The sequence below is a fragment of the Variovorax sp. YR566 genome, from assembly GCF_051992195.1.
Lineage (GTDB): Bacteria > Pseudomonadota > Gammaproteobacteria > Burkholderiales > Burkholderiaceae_C > Variovorax.
Window position 1 is genome coordinate 3747749 of sequence record NZ_CP197092.1, and the last position, 13917, is coordinate 3761665.

Consider the following 13917-nt stretch of genomic DNA (forward strand, 5'->3'; position numbering starts at 1 on the left):
TTCCGATATCCGACGCAAACCATGCTGCCCCAATTCATCCAGCGGCTCGCCGCACGCCTTGGTGGTTCGACCTCGACGCCCGACTCTCCGGCGGAAAACCAGCTCGCGGTGAAGCCAGGCGACCTGCTGACCCGGCGCGACGGACAGGTCTGGCGGGCCGTCTGGATCCTCGAAGTCGACCCATGGCCCGATGGAACGGCGGCCGCCCACTGCCTGAGCTACAAGCCGATGGACGCCAAGCCCACGACCGATTCCCTGAAACAGGCGGAGGTGTCGATATGGCATGCCCCCATCGACGCAGGCAGCTTCGGTGAGGAGGGCTGGGAGCTGATCGGCAACCGGCAGCCCACCGAAGAAGACCTGATCGGCTTTGCCGAGTACCTGAGGCTCACGGACTTTCCGCGCTACCTCGAGGTGACTGGAAAGGACAGCAAGGAGATCGTCCGCGAGGCCAACGCGCATTACCTGCGCGGGAACGAACTCTGCGAGCAGGGCAGGAAACAGGAGGGCATTGCCGAGTACGACGCGGCGGTGGAGCTGTTTCCGCTGTTCTTCGAAGCCATCGACAACCAATGGGATGGACGCCCCCACCCGTACCGGCATCGATGTGCCACAGTGGAAGTGTCAGCAACCACTTGAACTGAAAGGGGCGTCCACCATGAAGATTACGACTGTTGGCATTGACCTGGCAAAGAACGTGTTCCAGGTTCACGCAGTGGATGAGCATGGCAAGGTCGCGTTGCGCAAGCAACTGCGGCGCGACCAAATGACGGCATTCTTCGTGAACTTGCCTCGGTGTCTCATCGGCATGGAGGCGTGCGGCAGCGCCCACCACTGGGCGCGAACCCTGCAGGGCTTCGGCCACACGGTTCGCTTGATGTCGCCACAGTTCGTCAAGCCGTATGTGAAGAGCAACAAGAACGACGTGGCTGATGCGGAAGCCATCTGCGAGGCCGTCACCAGACCCAACATGCGATTCGTGCCGGTGAAGAGCGTCGAGCAGCAAGCCGTGCTGTCGCTGCATCGCGCGCGCCAAGGCGTTGTCATCGCCCGCACGGCGCAGGCGAACCAGATTCGCAGCCTCCTGGGCGAGTTCGGCCTGGTCATCCCGAAGGGCATCTGCCACGTCGCCAAGCAAGTCCCCGAGCTGCTTGAAGACGCGAGCAACCAGCTGCCCGGAACGTTCCGCCGACTCATCGCTCGCCTAACCGAGCACCTCAAGGAATTGGACAAGCTGGTCGACGAGTTCGAGGACCAAATCAAGGTCTGGCATCGCAGCAGCGAGCTCAGCCTCCGGCTCGAGAAGATTCCCGGCATCGGACCGCTGGGAGCCAGTGCTCTGGTGGCCTCCATCGCGGATGCGAACAGCTTCGACAACGGCCGGCAGCTCTCGGCTTGGCTCGGCCTCGTGCCGAGGCAGAATTCGAGCGGAGGCAAGCCAACGCTCCTGGGCATCAGCAAGCGCGGGGACGTGTACCTGCGCACCTTGCTCATTCACGGCGCGCGCTCGGCCATTGTTGCGGCGCAGCGCAAGGCCGTGAACACCAACGTGTGGCTGGCGAGCCTGCTGAACCGACGACATCCGAACGTGGCTGCTGTGGCACTGGCCAACAAGAACGTGCGAACGGTCTGGGCACTGCTAGCCCATGGGCGGGAGTTCCGACCTAACTACGTGCCGCCGCAGCTCGCTGCGTAGCCGACCCAACCCATCAACACAGAAGGCAGGAGACTGAACCACCGATTGCTCAGGCAATCACGCAGTGATGGCAAAACAGGTTAGACCGTGGTTGGCGAAGCCCAAAACGTCCGGGGCACTCGGAGTGCGGACAACCGATAGAGGAGCCGACCAGCAAACCCCATCAGGGACAGCGGCGAAAAGCCGCAGCGAAAGTCCGAATGTACGGGTGCAATCGAACCTTCAAGTCATCATCAACTGAATGCCTGGCATATTTGGGGGCGTCCATGTACGGGCGTTCACCCACATGGAACTCGGGAATTTCAGCGAAGCGCTGAACGACTTCGAGCAGTCGCTGCGGGTGAACCCCGACGGGCCGGCTGCTTTCTTCTCAAAGGGCGAGTGCCTGATGCGGCTGGGCGAACTGGCCGCCGCGGAGGCAATCTTCGCGGAGGGAGTGGAGCGCTTTCCCGAGAAGAAGGCGCTCTTCCAGGACTTCCTGAAGCGCGTGCGGGCGCAGCGCTCCGTGAAGAGGTAGCCGCGCGGTCAGCGCGGCGGCTGCGAACGCAGCTGCTCCCTGAGGATCCGCCGTATCTCCAGGATCGCCAGCGGGTTCTCCTGCACGCTGTGCGCTGACGGAATCACCAGCTCCGATGCCGCGCCGTCCAGGTGCGAGCTTGCGTACGGCACGATGCCGTCGCTCGACAGCGCCTGCGCCACGCCCGGCGTGTCGTTGCCGATGATCGAATGAAAACGCACGCGCGGATTCATCGGCAGCCCCGATGACAGCCGCACGAACGGATCGCGGTCGCTCAGGTTGTCGATGCTGTTGGGAATGCGCAGCGGCTCCTGGCCCTGCGTGCTGGGCGCGATGCGGATCAGCTCGCGCGAGATGTCGCTCAGCTGCCCCAGCATTGCCACCGGCAGCGTGATGAGGTTGGCCACCCAGCGCGAGACGCGGTTGTTGGCGAAGTCGGTGCCGCGATGCGGCGAGGCGATGAAGATCGCGTCGCTCACCTGCGGCAGCGGCTCGAAGCGCAGGTAGGGCGCGAGCTTTTCTTCCATGCGCTGCTGCTGCGCGCCCTGCATCGGGTAGCTGGCCAGCAGCGCCTCCCAGAGCTTGTCTTCCGACGACGACACCATCAGCCGCGACAGCACGCCGCCCATGCTGTGGCCAATCAGCGTGATGTTGTTCGAGGCCTCGGCCTTGCCCGTGGGGTCGAAGTGCGCAAGCGTCTGCGTGACGGCTTCGCGGATCGCGAAGTTGTTGATCGGCAGCGGTGCGTTGGTGGGGTAATACACCTGCCAGATCTGGTAGCGGCGGCGCAGCGTTTCGTCGCCGAGCACTTCGTTGGCCACGTTGATCCACGCCTCGGGGCTGCTCGCGAGGCCGTGCAGCATGATGACCGTGCGGCGGTTCGGATCGTAGGGCTGCATCAGGTAGATGCGCGGCTGCGTGAGCCCGTCGCGGCCGCCGAACAGGCTGCGCAGGGCCTGCAGCGCGAAGTCGGAGCGCGCGAGCCACAGGCCGTAGCCCGAGGTGAAGTTGGCGGCCAGCGGCACCTCCTGCCCGGCCAGCTGCACGTTGGCGGTGCGGTACGGGTCGTAGGCCGCAATACGCAACGTGTGGGTGCGCAGGATCTCGTCGAGATTGGCGCCGTCGAACAGCAGTAGCGCGGTGACGGCGGGGAACGGCATCTCGCGGTAGGGCGGCCGGGGCGGGCGCTTGTCGTCGGCCGGGCCGGGCGTTGCCTCGTCGTCCGTGCGCTTGGCGTTTGCCGCCACCAGTTCCGCGCCGAAGCCGTCGCGCCGGTAGGTGTTGCGCAGGCCAGAGAAGGTCAGCGAGGCGGCGGGAATCAGTTCGTCAGGCAGCGGCGCGCTGGTGGGCAGGCGCAGTGCTGATACGTCGGTTTCGATGCGCCAGTCGCCGACCTGCGGCACTTCCGGGGGCGGGTCCGATGGCGAACCGGTGCGCCGGTAGGTCTTGAAAAGGCCGGTGATGGCCTGCTGCACTGCGTAGTTGTAGTAGTCGCGAACCTGCGTCTGCCGGTCTTCGAAGGCGCGGTCGCGCGGCTTGCGGGCGGTGTAGAACAGGTACGCGTAGGCATGGCGCGCGGTTTCGAGCCAGGCCTCGATGGCCGTGGTGGCCGATGAATCTGGCTGCGCTGCGGTGCCGCCTTTGTCTGCCGCCAGCGCCACCTGCAGCCACACTTCCGACAGCGCGGACAGCCGCTGTTCGTCGCTCAGGCCCGACGAGTCGGCCAGCGCATTGCGGCAGGCCTGGCCGTCCTTGCGACACAGATCGGCGTCGGAGCCGATCACGCGCAGCACTTCCTGTGCGGAGGTGCTGAGCTCGCCGGTGGTGAGCACGTCGCCGCGGCGCTGCGCGAGGTATTCGGCCGGCGAGATCGAGCCGACCTTCACGCCTGCGCAACCGGCCAGCAGCACGGCAGAGCACAGAAGGCAAAGAAAGCGCATGCGCATCACGGCTTCGCCTTGGGTGCCTTGGAGTCCTCGAGGCCCGGCAGGCCTTGCCGGATCGCCTGCGAGAAGTTCACGCCCGGCGCCGCCTTGTCGGTGGCGATGGCACGGTCGGTGATGCGGCCCGCCGCGCGCAGCGCTTCCATGCTGTAGCCGGGCGTAAGGCCGCCCACGTCGTAGAGGTAGCCGGGCAGGTAGCCCGAGGCCAGCAACCGCCAGTCCATCGGCAGGCCGGGCACGATGCGCTTGGCCAATGCATACACGATGGTGGTGCAGTTGGCGGTGAGCGTGTTGTAGAAGCTGGCCTCGCGCACCAGCGCCGCGCTTTCGCCGAGGTAGGCCACGAACAGCGAGCGCATTTCCTGCTGCGGCAGGCGCACGCGGTACATGTAGACGTCTTCGCCACGCACGTTGGTACGCACGCGCATGATGTCGTGCTCGTCGGCCGCAACGAGGCTGGTCTCGAACTGCTTGAAGAAGCCGCCGACCGACGAGAAGCTTTCACCGCGCTCCTTGCGGATCTCGATGGAGAAGGTAACGAACTGCCCGTCATCGAAACCGAAGGACACCAGCGTGTGCGCGATGGCCGGGCCGCTCCAGTACGAGAGCGCCACGTCGACCGAGCGCAGGCGGTCGAGGTCGTAGCTGCGCGTTTCCCAGCGCTGGGTGTAGTCGGTGTCGCTGCGCCATTCGAAGTTGCGCACGTTGTCCATCGTCACAATGTTGCCGTCGACATGGGCGTGCAACTGGCGGGACACGTCATCGGCCCACAGGCGGTTCTGCGAGGGCAGGATGGTGCCCCACCAGCCCATCAGCAATGCGAAGCCAACCACGTAGGAGAGCAGGGCGCGCGCTGCCTTGCCGCGCCACAGCAGCGCGATGGCGGCAAGGCCGAAGCCGGCCCACAGCACGCCTGCGCCGATCTTCACGAAGGAAGGCCCCGGCAACTGATACCAAAGTGCCATGCAGGCCCACATCGCCGACAGCAATACGACTAGCGATGCCGCGAAGCGGCCGAGGAAGCGCAGGAACATTCAGGTCATCGGAGAGTGAGGCGCGATTATCTCCGCCCGACCCGGGCGCCCCGGGGCCTCTACAGCATGTACGTCACGAGCTTGAAGTCCGGGTCTTCGGGGAAGGGCTTCACGGTGAAGCCCAGCCTGCGCACCAGCTTCAGCATGTCGGGGTTGTTGGCCAGCACCAGCCCGTCGATCTCGGCCAGGCCCTTGTCGCGCGCCACGTCGATGATGCTTTCCATCAGCCGCGAGCCGATGCCCTTGCCGCTGAACTCGTCGGCCACCACCAGCGAGAACTCGCAGCTGGTCTGGTCGGGGTTGGTGATGTAGCGCGACACGCCCACGATGTGCTCGCTTTCGAGCACGGTGCCCTCGGGCGACACGCTGCGCTCCATCACCACCGCCACCAGCGCCATCTCGCGGTCGTAGTCGATCAGCGTGAAGCGCGACAGCATCGAGGGCGGCAGCTCGTGGAAGCGCGAGACAAAGCGGAACCAGCGGCTCTCGGGCGACAGGCCCTGCACCAGCGCCTGCAGCATCTGCGCGTCGTTGGGATGAACCGGCCGCACGATGTACGTGCCGCCACCGGGCAGGGGCCATTCACGCCGGTAGCGCGCGGGGTACGGCATGATGGCCAGGTGCTGGTAGCCGTTGACCGCGTTGCTGACGTGGGCCGCCACCGCCTGCGTGGTGCTGCCGACCACGATGCGCGCATCGACCGAAATGGCGCCCGACTCGTCCACGATGATGGGGTTGATGTCCATCTCGCGCAGCTCGGGCAGCTCGCACACCATTTCGGACACGCGCAGCAGCACGTCTTCGAGTGCTTCCATGTTCACTGCATGAGCGCCGCGCCATTCGCCCAGCGTCTCGGCCACTCGCGAGCGCTCGATGAGCCGGTGCGCAAGAAACTGGTTGAGCGGCGGCAGCTCCATGGCGCGGTCGTTCAGCAGCTCGATCATGGTGCCGCCCGCGCCGAACACGATGACGGGCCCGAAGGGCTGATCGGTGACCATGCCCACGTAGATCTCGCGCCCGCGCCGCGCGCGCACCATCTTCTGCACGGTCACACCGTTGATGCGGGCCTGGGGCGCGAGGCGGGCAACGCGCTCCATCATCTCGACGTAGGTGTCGCGCGCGCTGGTGCCGTTCAGCACGTTGAGCGCCACGCCTTCCACGTCGGACTTGTGCGCGATGTCGGGCGAGTCGATCTTCAGCGCCACCGGGAAGCCCAGCTGCGTCGCGATCATCATGGCCTCGCTGGCGCTGCGTGCGAGCAGCGTACGCGTGATCGGAATGTGGAAGGACGACAGCAGCGACTTCGATTCCATCTCGGTCAGCACATGGCGCCGCTCGGCCAGCACGCTTTCGATGATCAGGCGCGCGCCCTCAATGTCGGGCTTGGCCAGTGCCGACAGCGGCGGCGGCGTCTGCTGCAGCAACTGCTGGTTCTGATAGAAGGCCGCGATGTTGCCGAAGGCGCCCACCGCGGCTTCAGGCGTGCGAAAGCTCGGAATGGTGGCGTCGGCCAGTACCGAGCGCGCCTTGCCCACGGACGAGTCGCCCATCCAGCAGGCCAGCAGCGGCTTGTTCATCGGCCGGGGAATGTCGGCCAGCGCTTTCGCGGTGGCAGCTGCGTCGGCGCCGGCCTTGGGAGAGAAGATGGCGAGCACGCCGTCGACCTGGCTGTCGGCCGAGGCGGCATCGATGGCGGCGCGGTAATGCGCGGGCAGGGCCTCTTCGGAAAGATCGATCAGGTCGTTCAACGATGCGAGCGGGGGCAGGGTGGGCTGCAGCAGCTTCTGCGCGGGCGGCGAAAGCTTGCCCAGGTGGAGGCCGATCTCGTTGATCCAGTCGGCCGCCAGCACACCAGGACCGCCGCCGTTGGTGACCACGGCCAGGCGCTTGCCCACCGGCCGGTAGCGCGAGGCCAGGCACTTGGCGGCAGAGAACAGCTCGACGAAGGAGCGGACCCGCACCGCACCCGCGCGGCGCAGCGCGGCATCGAAAACGTCGTCGCTGCCCACGATGGCGGCGCTGTGCGTCTGTGCGGCCTCGTTGCCCGCCGGCTTGCGCCCGGCCTTGAGCACCACCACCGGTTTGGCATGCGAGGCCGAGCGCAGCGCGCTCATGAAGCGGCGCGCATCGGCAATGCCTTCGAGGTACACGATGATGCTGTGCGTGGCCTGGTCGTTGGCCAGGAAGTCGAGCACCTGCGGAATGTCGACCGAGGTGTGCGGGCCCAGCGACACCACGCTCGAAAAGCCGACGCCGTTCTGGCGCGCCCAGTCGAGCATCGAGGCCGTGAGCGCGCCAGATTGCGCCACCAGCGCGAGCGGCCCCGGCTTGGCCAGCGGCCCGGCCACGCCGGCATTAAGGCGCAGCAGTGGGCGCTGGAAGCCCAGCGAATTCGGCCCCAGCAGGTGCACGCCTTCGCGGCGCGCGATCTTGCGCCACTGCGCTGCCTCGTCGGCGCCGATGCCACTCGAAAGAACCACCGCCGCCTTGCAGCCGATGCGACCCGCGATTTCAAGCGCGGCCGCCACGTCGCGCGGCGCCAGCGCGATCAGCGCGAGGTCGGCATGAGTCTGGGCCAGTTCTTCGAGCGTGCCCTTGGTGCGCACGTCCAGAAAGCGCAGGGTGCCGTCGAAACGGTCGGCACGGAAGGCCTCGCGCAGCGTGCGGCCCGCAGGGGTCTGGCCGCCCGGGTCGTCGGCGTGGCCGACGAAGGCCACGATGGAGGCGGGCGCGAAAAGCGGGGTCAGGAAATGCTTGTCCATGCCCCCAAGTCTGCACCGTTCCGCACCGTTCGGGGGCAGTTGCACAGGGTCTTGACCTAAGTCATGACGTGGTCAGCGCGCTTGGCTATATTCAAGGCTCCATGCAAAAACGTATTGGCGTGATCTTCGTCTCGCGACGAAATTCATTGCGCAGCATCCTGGCCGAAGCGTGCCTCGCGCACCTGGACCCGAAGCGGTTCTCGGTATCTTCCTGCGGTCAACCCGGGCACATTGCCCGTGAGTTCCATCCCGCGGCCGTTGCCGCATTGACGAGCGCCAGCATTCCCCCTCCCGAGCGGGCGCCGCGCAGCTGGGACGAACTGGTGCGCGCGAATGCCTCCCCGGCGGACTTCGTCATCACGCTGGACGCGGCCAGCGCATCCCGCCAGCCGTCATGGCCCGGCCAGCCCGACGCGGCGCTGTGGGCCTACCCCGACATCGCCGGCGGCAACGACCTGGAGACGACCGCGCACGACGCCATCCAGATGCTGTTCTCGCTGCGTCGCCGGCTCGAACTGCTGGTGAGCCTGCCGATGCAGGGGGCGGACCGCTCGGCCGTTCGCTCCGATGTGCGGGACCTGGGATACATGCGTTAGCAGAGGCCCTGGCTCGAACGCCCCCGCGTTCGGCTCACTCCAGCGTGAAGCCGATCTTCAGCGTCACCTGCCAGTGCGCGACCTTGCCGTCCACCACGTGCCCGCGCGTCTCGGTGACGGTGAACCACTGGATGTTGCGCAGCGTTTCGTGCGCCTTGGCGATGGCGGTTTGCACGGCGTCTTCGATGCCGGTCGAGGAGGAGCCCGTCAGCTCCAGCGATTTGTAGACGTGGTTGGACATGGGGTCTGTCTCCTTCTGGGTTGATGGGCGATGGGCCCGGAAAACATCGTAGTCCTGTTGCGGGCGTCAGTGAACGAATCCGCCCTTGACGAAGCGCACGGGTTCGGCGTCCATGCGCGCGATGAGTGCGCCCAGGCCGTCCGGCGCCAACGGCCGCGTGCCAGCCGATGCAGGCTGCTCGGTGCGGCACAGCAGGTCGTCGTCACTCCACGCGCCTTTGCCGGGTTCGCCGCGCGCGCGAAGCCAGCCGTCGCGGTCCACGATCAGCTGCGTGCCCGCGAGTTGCGAGGTCGCGGCGACCAGCGAGAAGGCGGCCCATGCGGCGGATGAAGCGGCGATGCAGTCATCGGCCTGCGATACGGCTGTGGTGGCATCTGGCGCAAGGAACACGGTGACGAGGCGCGGGTCGTCGAGCAGCGGCGGCACGCTCGCACCCGCAGCCACGATCCGCAAGCGCTGCCCGCGCCAACTGCTCAGACTGCGTGGCGGCTTGCCCTTGCATTGCACAGCCACATCGGGCGGAGCGACCGGCTGCGTCCACAGCCCGGCCGCACGCAGGCTTTCACCCGCGCCCTGCGCTTTCATGAAGTCGATCAGTGCCCAGGCGTCCGCGTCACGCAGTACACCGCCGAAGCCGGGCATCGTCGGGGCGCCGCGCCGGTCGCGCATGCCATTCATCACATGCCAGAGCACATCGCCGTCGGCGCGTCGCCACAGCAGCGGCCCGCCAAGATTGGGCGGCCACACGGGTTGTGAAGCTGCCAGCGGTCCTTGTCCACGCCCATCGGTGCCATGGCAGGCCACGCACTGCGCCGCATACAGCACGCGCCCGCGCTCGATGCTGTCTGCGGTGAAGCCCGTGGGCGATGTCTGGAAGCTGGTCGGGTACGCGGGTACAAGCACCACGTTGGCTTCGGGCCAGGGCGCCAGCGCGACCAGCAACGCGGCCGCCGCAACGAGCCACACGCGGCGACGACGCCAGAGCGCGGCGAGCAGCAGCGTCAGCACCGCCACCGCAAGCACGACCACCGTGAGCCCGAGCCGTCGCGCCTGGCCAGGATCGATCAGCAGGTTCTCGCCCGACAACCGCAGCGCCCACGGCCATGCCGGCTGGCCGTGCGCGTGCGAGACCAGCCCCAGCGCATCGAGCAGGCGCAACAGCTGCAATTGCGCGCCCTGCAGCAGGCCGATCAGCAGGTTGAGCCAACCGGCCTCGGGCAAAGCGTTCATGTCACCACGTGGCGTCGAGTCCCAGGTGCTTGAGCGCCTCGTGCCGCAGTTCGGCCAGCCGCGGGTCGCCGCGATGGCGCGGGTAAGGCAGATCGACCACCAGTTCCGCCGCAATGCGCGCCGGCCGGTCGCTCAGCACGATCACGCGGTTGGCCAGGAACAGCGCCTCTTCCACGTCGTGCGTGACCAGCAGCGCCGAGAAACCGGCGCGTTGCCACAGGTTGACCAGCTCGCTCTGCATCGCGATGCGCGTGAGCGAATCGAGCTTGCCCAGCGGCTCGTCGAGCACCAGTAGCTGCGGGTCGTTGACCAGCGCGCGCGCCAGCGCCACGCGCTGCGCCATGCCGCCGGAAAGGTGATGCGGAAAGGCCTTCGCGAATTCGGTGAGGCCCACGAGCTTGAGCGCTTCGTCGACGCGGGCGCGCTGTTCCTTCAGCACGCCGCGCGCCTGCAGGCCCAGCGCCACGTTGTCCCACACGCTGCGCCATGGGTAGAGCGTCGGGTCCTGGAACACGACGATGCGCGAAGGGTCGGGCCGCGTGATGGCTTCGCCGTTCTGCGTGATGGTGCCGGCGGTTGCGGGTTCGAGCCCGGCCACCAGCCGCAGCAGGGTCGACTTGCCGCAACCGCTGGGCCCCAGCAGCGCGACGAACTCGCCGGGGCGCACCTGCAGGTCGACGCCATCGAGCACCTGCAGCACGCCGCCGGACACCTCGAACCAGTGGCTGACGCCGCGGATGTCGATGTGGGCGCCGCCAGTGGTCTGGGTCGGCGCGGGCGCGCGAGGAAGCACTGCATTCACCATTTGACGGTTCCTTTCTGCCAGGACAGCACGCGGTCGCGCACCTTGAAGAGCAGCGTGATGAGGCCCGAGCACAGCGCGGCCATGACGAACAACGCCGCGTACATGTTGGCGTATGCAGCCCAGCCCTGGGCCCACTGCAGATACCAGCCGAGCCCGGCCTTCACACCCATCATCTCGGCCGTGATCAGCACCGAGAACGAGGCGCCAAGGCCCATGAACAGGCCGACGAACACCTGCGGCAGGGCAGCCGGAATCGCCACCCGCAATACCAGGAAACGCTCCGAAGCACCCAGCGTGCGCGCCACGTCGTAGTAGCTCTTGTGCACCGAGGCCACGCCCGACCACGTGAGCACCGCCACCGGGAAGAAGGTGGCCAGGCCCACGAGGAACACGGCGGCCGAATAGCTCGACGGCGCAAAGAAGAAGGCCAGCGGCAACAGCGCCGACGCCGGCACCGGCCCCAGGAAGCGCAGCAGCGGATGCACCCAATACCCCGCGATGCGCGACCAGCCGATCGACACGCCCGTGACAAAGCCGATCAGCGCGCCCAGCACGAAGCCATTGGCCAGCAGACGCAGCGAATACGCGGTCGACAGGCCCAGGCGTTGCCAGTCCTCATGAACCACGTCGATCAGGCTCTGCGGCGGAGCGAAGAAAGGCGAAGGCAGCACGCCGAGCTTGGCGGTGCCGATCTCCCACAGCGCAAGCACCACGGCCAGCGCGACCAGCCATTGCCCGGCCGGCCGCAGCGTTCGCGCCAGCTTGCCCGCGCGGTGGCCCAGCAGCGAAATTGCGAAGAGCAGGGCGGCGACCACCAGCGTGGCAATGCCGAACTCGCGCGTGAAGGCCCAGTCGTTGAAGCCGACCTCCTTGTTCGGCCACAGCAGCGTGAGCAGGCCCAGCGCGACCCAGGCGGCTGCGGCGAGCAGGCCGGTGGGCCAGATGCCGGTGGGGGCGGGAGGGCGCAGCGCAACCGTCTGCGGGGTTTTCTGCCGCGGTGCGTGATGAGCGGGCGCATTGCCCTGCAACCCGAGCGGCGAGTCCAGAACCTGTTCAGCGGTGGTCATGCGAGAACGTCCAGCGACACGTGATTGGCGAAGCGCGTCACGTCAGTGCTTTTCTTCAGGATGCCGGCATTGCGGAAGTCGGCGGCGAAAGCCTCCACTTCGTTGCGCAGCGCCTTGCCGGCCGGATGGTGCTTGTAGGTGAGCTCGGCCAGCAGCTTCTGCAGGTCTTCGAGCGGCACTTTGGGCGCGTATTTCGAATAGATCCTGGCGGCTTCGTTCGGGTTCTCCGACACGTAGTCGGAGGCCTGCGCGAGCGCGCGCACCACGGCGGCGGCGCGTGGCTTGTCGTTGCGCGCCAGCTCGCCGCGGGCGCCGACGATGCAGCACAGACGCTCGGCGTATTCGCCCTTGGCGCTGTTGGCGATCTCGGTGAAGACGCCGGGGTTGCGCTTCTCGATGAGAAACACGTTCGGGTCGCCGTCGGCAATCGCGTGGATCTCGCCCTTCTTCACGGCCACGTCGAGCAGGTCCGCGGGGTAGACGCGCCAGTCGACGTCCTTCTCGATGTCGATGCCTTTCTTCGCGAGATGGATGGCATAGAACTGCCTGGCCGGGCTGTTCTGGTCCGACACGCCGATGGTCTTGCCCTTGAGGCTGGCAAGGTCGGTCGTCACCCCCGAGGCCTTGGCTCCCACCAGCCGCAGGCAGCCGCCGTGCACGCTGCCCACCACCTTGACGTCGAAGCCCGCCTCCAGCGGCTTCACCCAGCGGTGGATCAGGCCCACGCCCACGTCGGCCTTGGCGGTCGCCAGTGCCTCCAGCATCTGGTCGGACGAGCCCGCCCAGTTGAGCAGCTCGACGTCGAGCCCGTTCTTCTCGAAGAAACCCCGCTCCAGTGCCACCGGTACCGGGGCCAGGCAGAAGCCGGCCTGGCTCCAGGCGAAGGTGAGTTTGCGTGGCTGCGAGCGTGCCACGGTGGCGAGCAGGGCACCGGAGCCCACGATGGCTGCCGCCGCCCCGGCCTGCAGCACGCTGCGGCGCGAAGGCGGTAAGTGATCGAGAGGAACGGTCATCGCAAGCTTCTCCACCGAAAAATTGGAAGCAGCGAGTGTTGGCGCGCGAGGCCCGCGCGGCCAACGAATGAATGCGGCTATGGATATGCGCGCAACTACTTTTCCCTGGCGCCGAAGCTCTCCGCCAGGAATTCGACGATGGCCTGCACCCGCGCCGTGCGCCCCTTGCGGCTGGGCACCAGCAGCGTGACCGGCGCGCTGTCGAACTGCCAGTCGGCCAGCACGCGCACCAGCGTGCCGCGTGCCACGGCGTCGGCCGCGTCCCATTCGGAGCGCAGCACCAAGCCCATGCCCTGTTCGGCCCACTGGCGGGCCACGCCGCCGTCGTTGGTAACGTAGGCGGGCGAGATGCGCAGGGTCTGGGGTTTGGCCTTGGCGGCTGCGCGGCCGGTTGGGCGCACGTGCCAGAGCGTCACGTCCTCGTCGTTCTCGCGGATGCTGATGCAGTCGTGCGCCATCACGTCGCGCGGCACGCGGGGCACGCCGTGCAGGCGCAGGTATTCCGGGCTCGCGCACAGCCAGCGCTCGTTGGCGCTCAGCGTGCGCGCCACCCACGACGAGTCGCGCACCGTGCCGATGTGGATCACTGCGTCGGCGTCGTGCCGGTCGGGCCATGGGGTTTCGCGCAGGTCGAGCTGCACGCTCAGGCCCGGGTGCAGCCGGGCGAAGCGCGCGAGCATGGGCGCTATGTACTGCCGGCCGTAGCCAAAGGGCGCGGCGATTCGCAACGTGCCGGTGAGCCGCTGGTCGTCGCGCTGCATCGACTCGCGCAGCCCCTCGATCTGGCCGAGCAGCGTAGCCGCCTCGCGCGCAAAGCGTTCGCCCTCGGGCGTGAGGCTCAGCCGCCGCGCGGTGCGGGTGGCGAGCGACAGGCCCAGCGTGGCTTCGAGCTTGCGCAGCCGCATCGACAGCGCGGGCGGTGTGACGTCGAGCGCGCGCGCCGCGGCGCTCAGCGAAGGTTCGCGCAGCAGAGCGGCCGCAAGCTGCATGTCTTCGATCTGGATCATTAACTT

General features: G+C 67.4%; 13 protein-coding genes. 4 read left to right on the forward strand and 9 right to left on the reverse strand.

The genetic code is table 11. From position 1 onward, the window contains the following. The first annotated feature begins 21 nt into the window (after positions 1 to 21). The 3 genes from ACTG4X_RS17560 (at position 22) to ACTG4X_RS17570 (ending at position 2213) form a co-directional block, all read left to right on the forward strand. Complete coding sequence (locus tag ACTG4X_RS17560) at positions 22 to 639, forward strand: tetratricopeptide repeat protein (protein ID WP_440531476.1); 618 nt, start codon at positions 22 to 24, stop codon at positions 637 to 639. Positions 640 to 658: 19 nt separating this feature from the next. Further along, positions 659 to 1696: an IS110 family transposase gene (locus tag ACTG4X_RS17565; RefSeq protein ID WP_097197991.1), complete on the forward strand. Its 1038-nt coding sequence runs from the start codon at positions 659 to 661 to the stop codon at positions 1694 to 1696. A 286-nt stretch (positions 1697 to 1982) separates the two neighbouring features. Next, on the forward strand, positions 1983 to 2213 hold the full coding sequence (locus tag ACTG4X_RS17570; protein ID WP_440531477.1) for a tetratricopeptide repeat protein: 231 nt from the start codon (positions 1983 to 1985) through the stop codon (positions 2211 to 2213). Positions 2214 to 2221: 8 nt separating this feature from the next. Here the strand turns inward: ACTG4X_RS17570 and ACTG4X_RS17575 are convergent, their stop codons facing one another. From ACTG4X_RS17575 to ACTG4X_RS17585, 3 genes are read right to left on the reverse strand one after another with little or no spacing between them, the layout of a single operon-like run. Next, a complete protein-coding gene (locus ACTG4X_RS17575; RefSeq protein WP_440531478.1) occupies positions 2222 to 4159 on the reverse strand; it encodes an esterase/lipase family protein in 1938 nt (645 codons plus the stop codon). Continuing rightward, positions 4159 to 5190 (reverse strand): Lnb N-terminal periplasmic domain-containing protein, encoded by a 1032-nt coding sequence (locus ACTG4X_RS17580; RefSeq protein WP_440531479.1) that lies wholly within the window; start codon positions 5188 to 5190, stop codon positions 4159 to 4161. The genes ACTG4X_RS17575 and ACTG4X_RS17580 overlap by 1 nt, the downstream gene beginning before the upstream one ends. Positions 5191 to 5249: 59 nt before the next feature. Then, on the reverse strand, positions 5250 to 7952 hold the full coding sequence (locus ACTG4X_RS17585) for a bifunctional acetate--CoA ligase family protein/GNAT family N-acetyltransferase (RefSeq protein ID WP_440531480.1): 2703 nt from the start codon (positions 7950 to 7952) through the stop codon (positions 5250 to 5252). Positions 7953 to 8053: 101 nt separating this feature from the next. Here ACTG4X_RS17585 and ACTG4X_RS17590 point away from each other — a divergent pair, with 101 nt between their 5' ends. Then, positions 8054 to 8548 (forward strand): arsenate-mycothiol transferase ArsC, encoded by a 495-nt coding sequence (locus ACTG4X_RS17590; RefSeq protein ID WP_440531481.1) that lies wholly within the window; start codon positions 8054 to 8056, stop codon positions 8546 to 8548. 34 nt (positions 8549 to 8582) lie between these two features. On the opposite strand, the gene ACTG4X_RS17595 is transcribed toward ACTG4X_RS17590, so the two are convergent. From ACTG4X_RS17595 to ACTG4X_RS17620, 6 genes are all read right to left on the reverse strand, one after another. Next, positions 8583 to 8789, reverse strand: a complete 207-nt coding sequence (locus ACTG4X_RS17595; protein ID WP_093058332.1) for a dodecin — start codon at positions 8787 to 8789, stop codon at positions 8583 to 8585. 66 nt (positions 8790 to 8855) lie between these two features. After that, positions 8856 to 10019 (reverse strand): c-type cytochrome, encoded by a 1164-nt coding sequence (locus ACTG4X_RS17600; RefSeq protein ID WP_440531482.1) that lies wholly within the window; start codon positions 10017 to 10019, stop codon positions 8856 to 8858. Position 10020: 1 nt separating this feature from the next. Further along, entirely contained in the window at positions 10021 to 10824 is an 804-nt protein-coding gene (locus ACTG4X_RS17605; protein WP_426393083.1) for an ABC transporter ATP-binding protein, read from the reverse strand. After that, positions 10818 to 11891, reverse strand: a complete 1074-nt coding sequence (locus ACTG4X_RS17610; RefSeq protein WP_093058335.1) for an ABC transporter permease — start codon at positions 11889 to 11891, stop codon at positions 10818 to 10820. Before ACTG4X_RS17610 ends, ACTG4X_RS17605 begins: the two co-directional genes overlap by 7 nt. Further along, positions 11888 to 12904: an ABC transporter substrate-binding protein gene (locus ACTG4X_RS17615; protein WP_440531483.1), complete on the reverse strand. Its 1017-nt coding sequence runs from the start codon at positions 12902 to 12904 to the stop codon at positions 11888 to 11890. The genes ACTG4X_RS17610 and ACTG4X_RS17615 overlap by 4 nt, the downstream gene beginning before the upstream one ends. A gap of 95 nt (positions 12905 to 12999) precedes the next feature. After that, positions 13000 to 13911: a LysR family transcriptional regulator gene (locus ACTG4X_RS17620; RefSeq protein ID WP_440531484.1), complete on the reverse strand. Its 912-nt coding sequence runs from the start codon at positions 13909 to 13911 to the stop codon at positions 13000 to 13002. Between the last annotated feature and the right edge of the window lie 6 nt (positions 13912 to 13917).

Excerpts from the sequence above, each read along its gene's own strand:
- ACTG4X_RS17620 (WP_440531484.1), bottom strand. The coding sequence starts at position 13,911 with ATGATCCAGATCGAAGACATGCAGCTTGCGGCCGCTCTGCTGCGCGAA.
- ACTG4X_RS17570 (WP_440531477.1), top strand. The coding sequence starts at position 1,983 with ATGGAACTCGGGAATTTCAGCGAAGCGCTGAACGACTTCGAGCAGTCG.
- ACTG4X_RS17600 (WP_440531482.1), bottom strand. The coding sequence starts at position 10,019 with ATGAACGCTTTGCCCGAGGCCGGTTGGCTCAACCTGCTGATCGGCCTG.
- ACTG4X_RS17610 (WP_093058335.1), bottom strand. The coding sequence starts at position 11,891 with ATGACCACCGCTGAACAGGTTCTGGACTCGCCGCTCGGGTTGCAGGGC.
- ACTG4X_RS17575 (WP_440531478.1), bottom strand. The coding sequence starts at position 4,159 with ATGCGCATGCGCTTTCTTTGCCTTCTGTGCTCTGCCGTGCTGCTGGCC.
- ACTG4X_RS17560 (WP_440531476.1), top strand. The coding sequence starts at position 22 with ATGCTGCCCCAATTCATCCAGCGGCTCGCCGCACGCCTTGGTGGTTCG.
- ACTG4X_RS17590 (WP_440531481.1), top strand. The coding sequence starts at position 8,054 with ATGCAAAAACGTATTGGCGTGATCTTCGTCTCGCGACGAAATTCATTG.
- ACTG4X_RS17605 (WP_426393083.1), bottom strand. The coding sequence starts at position 10,824 with ATGGTGAATGCAGTGCTTCCTCGCGCGCCCGCGCCGACCCAGACCACT.
- ACTG4X_RS17565 (WP_097197991.1), top strand. The coding sequence starts at position 659 with ATGAAGATTACGACTGTTGGCATTGACCTGGCAAAGAACGTGTTCCAG.
- ACTG4X_RS17595 (WP_093058332.1), bottom strand. The coding sequence starts at position 8,789 with ATGTCCAACCACGTCTACAAATCGCTGGAGCTGACGGGCTCCTCCTCG.
- ACTG4X_RS17585 (WP_440531480.1), bottom strand. The coding sequence starts at position 7,952 with ATGGACAAGCATTTCCTGACCCCGCTTTTCGCGCCCGCCTCCATCGTG.
- ACTG4X_RS17615 (WP_440531483.1), bottom strand. The coding sequence starts at position 12,904 with ATGACCGTTCCTCTCGATCACTTACCGCCTTCGCGCCGCAGCGTGCTG.
- ACTG4X_RS17580 (WP_440531479.1), bottom strand. The coding sequence starts at position 5,190 with ATGTTCCTGCGCTTCCTCGGCCGCTTCGCGGCATCGCTAGTCGTATTG.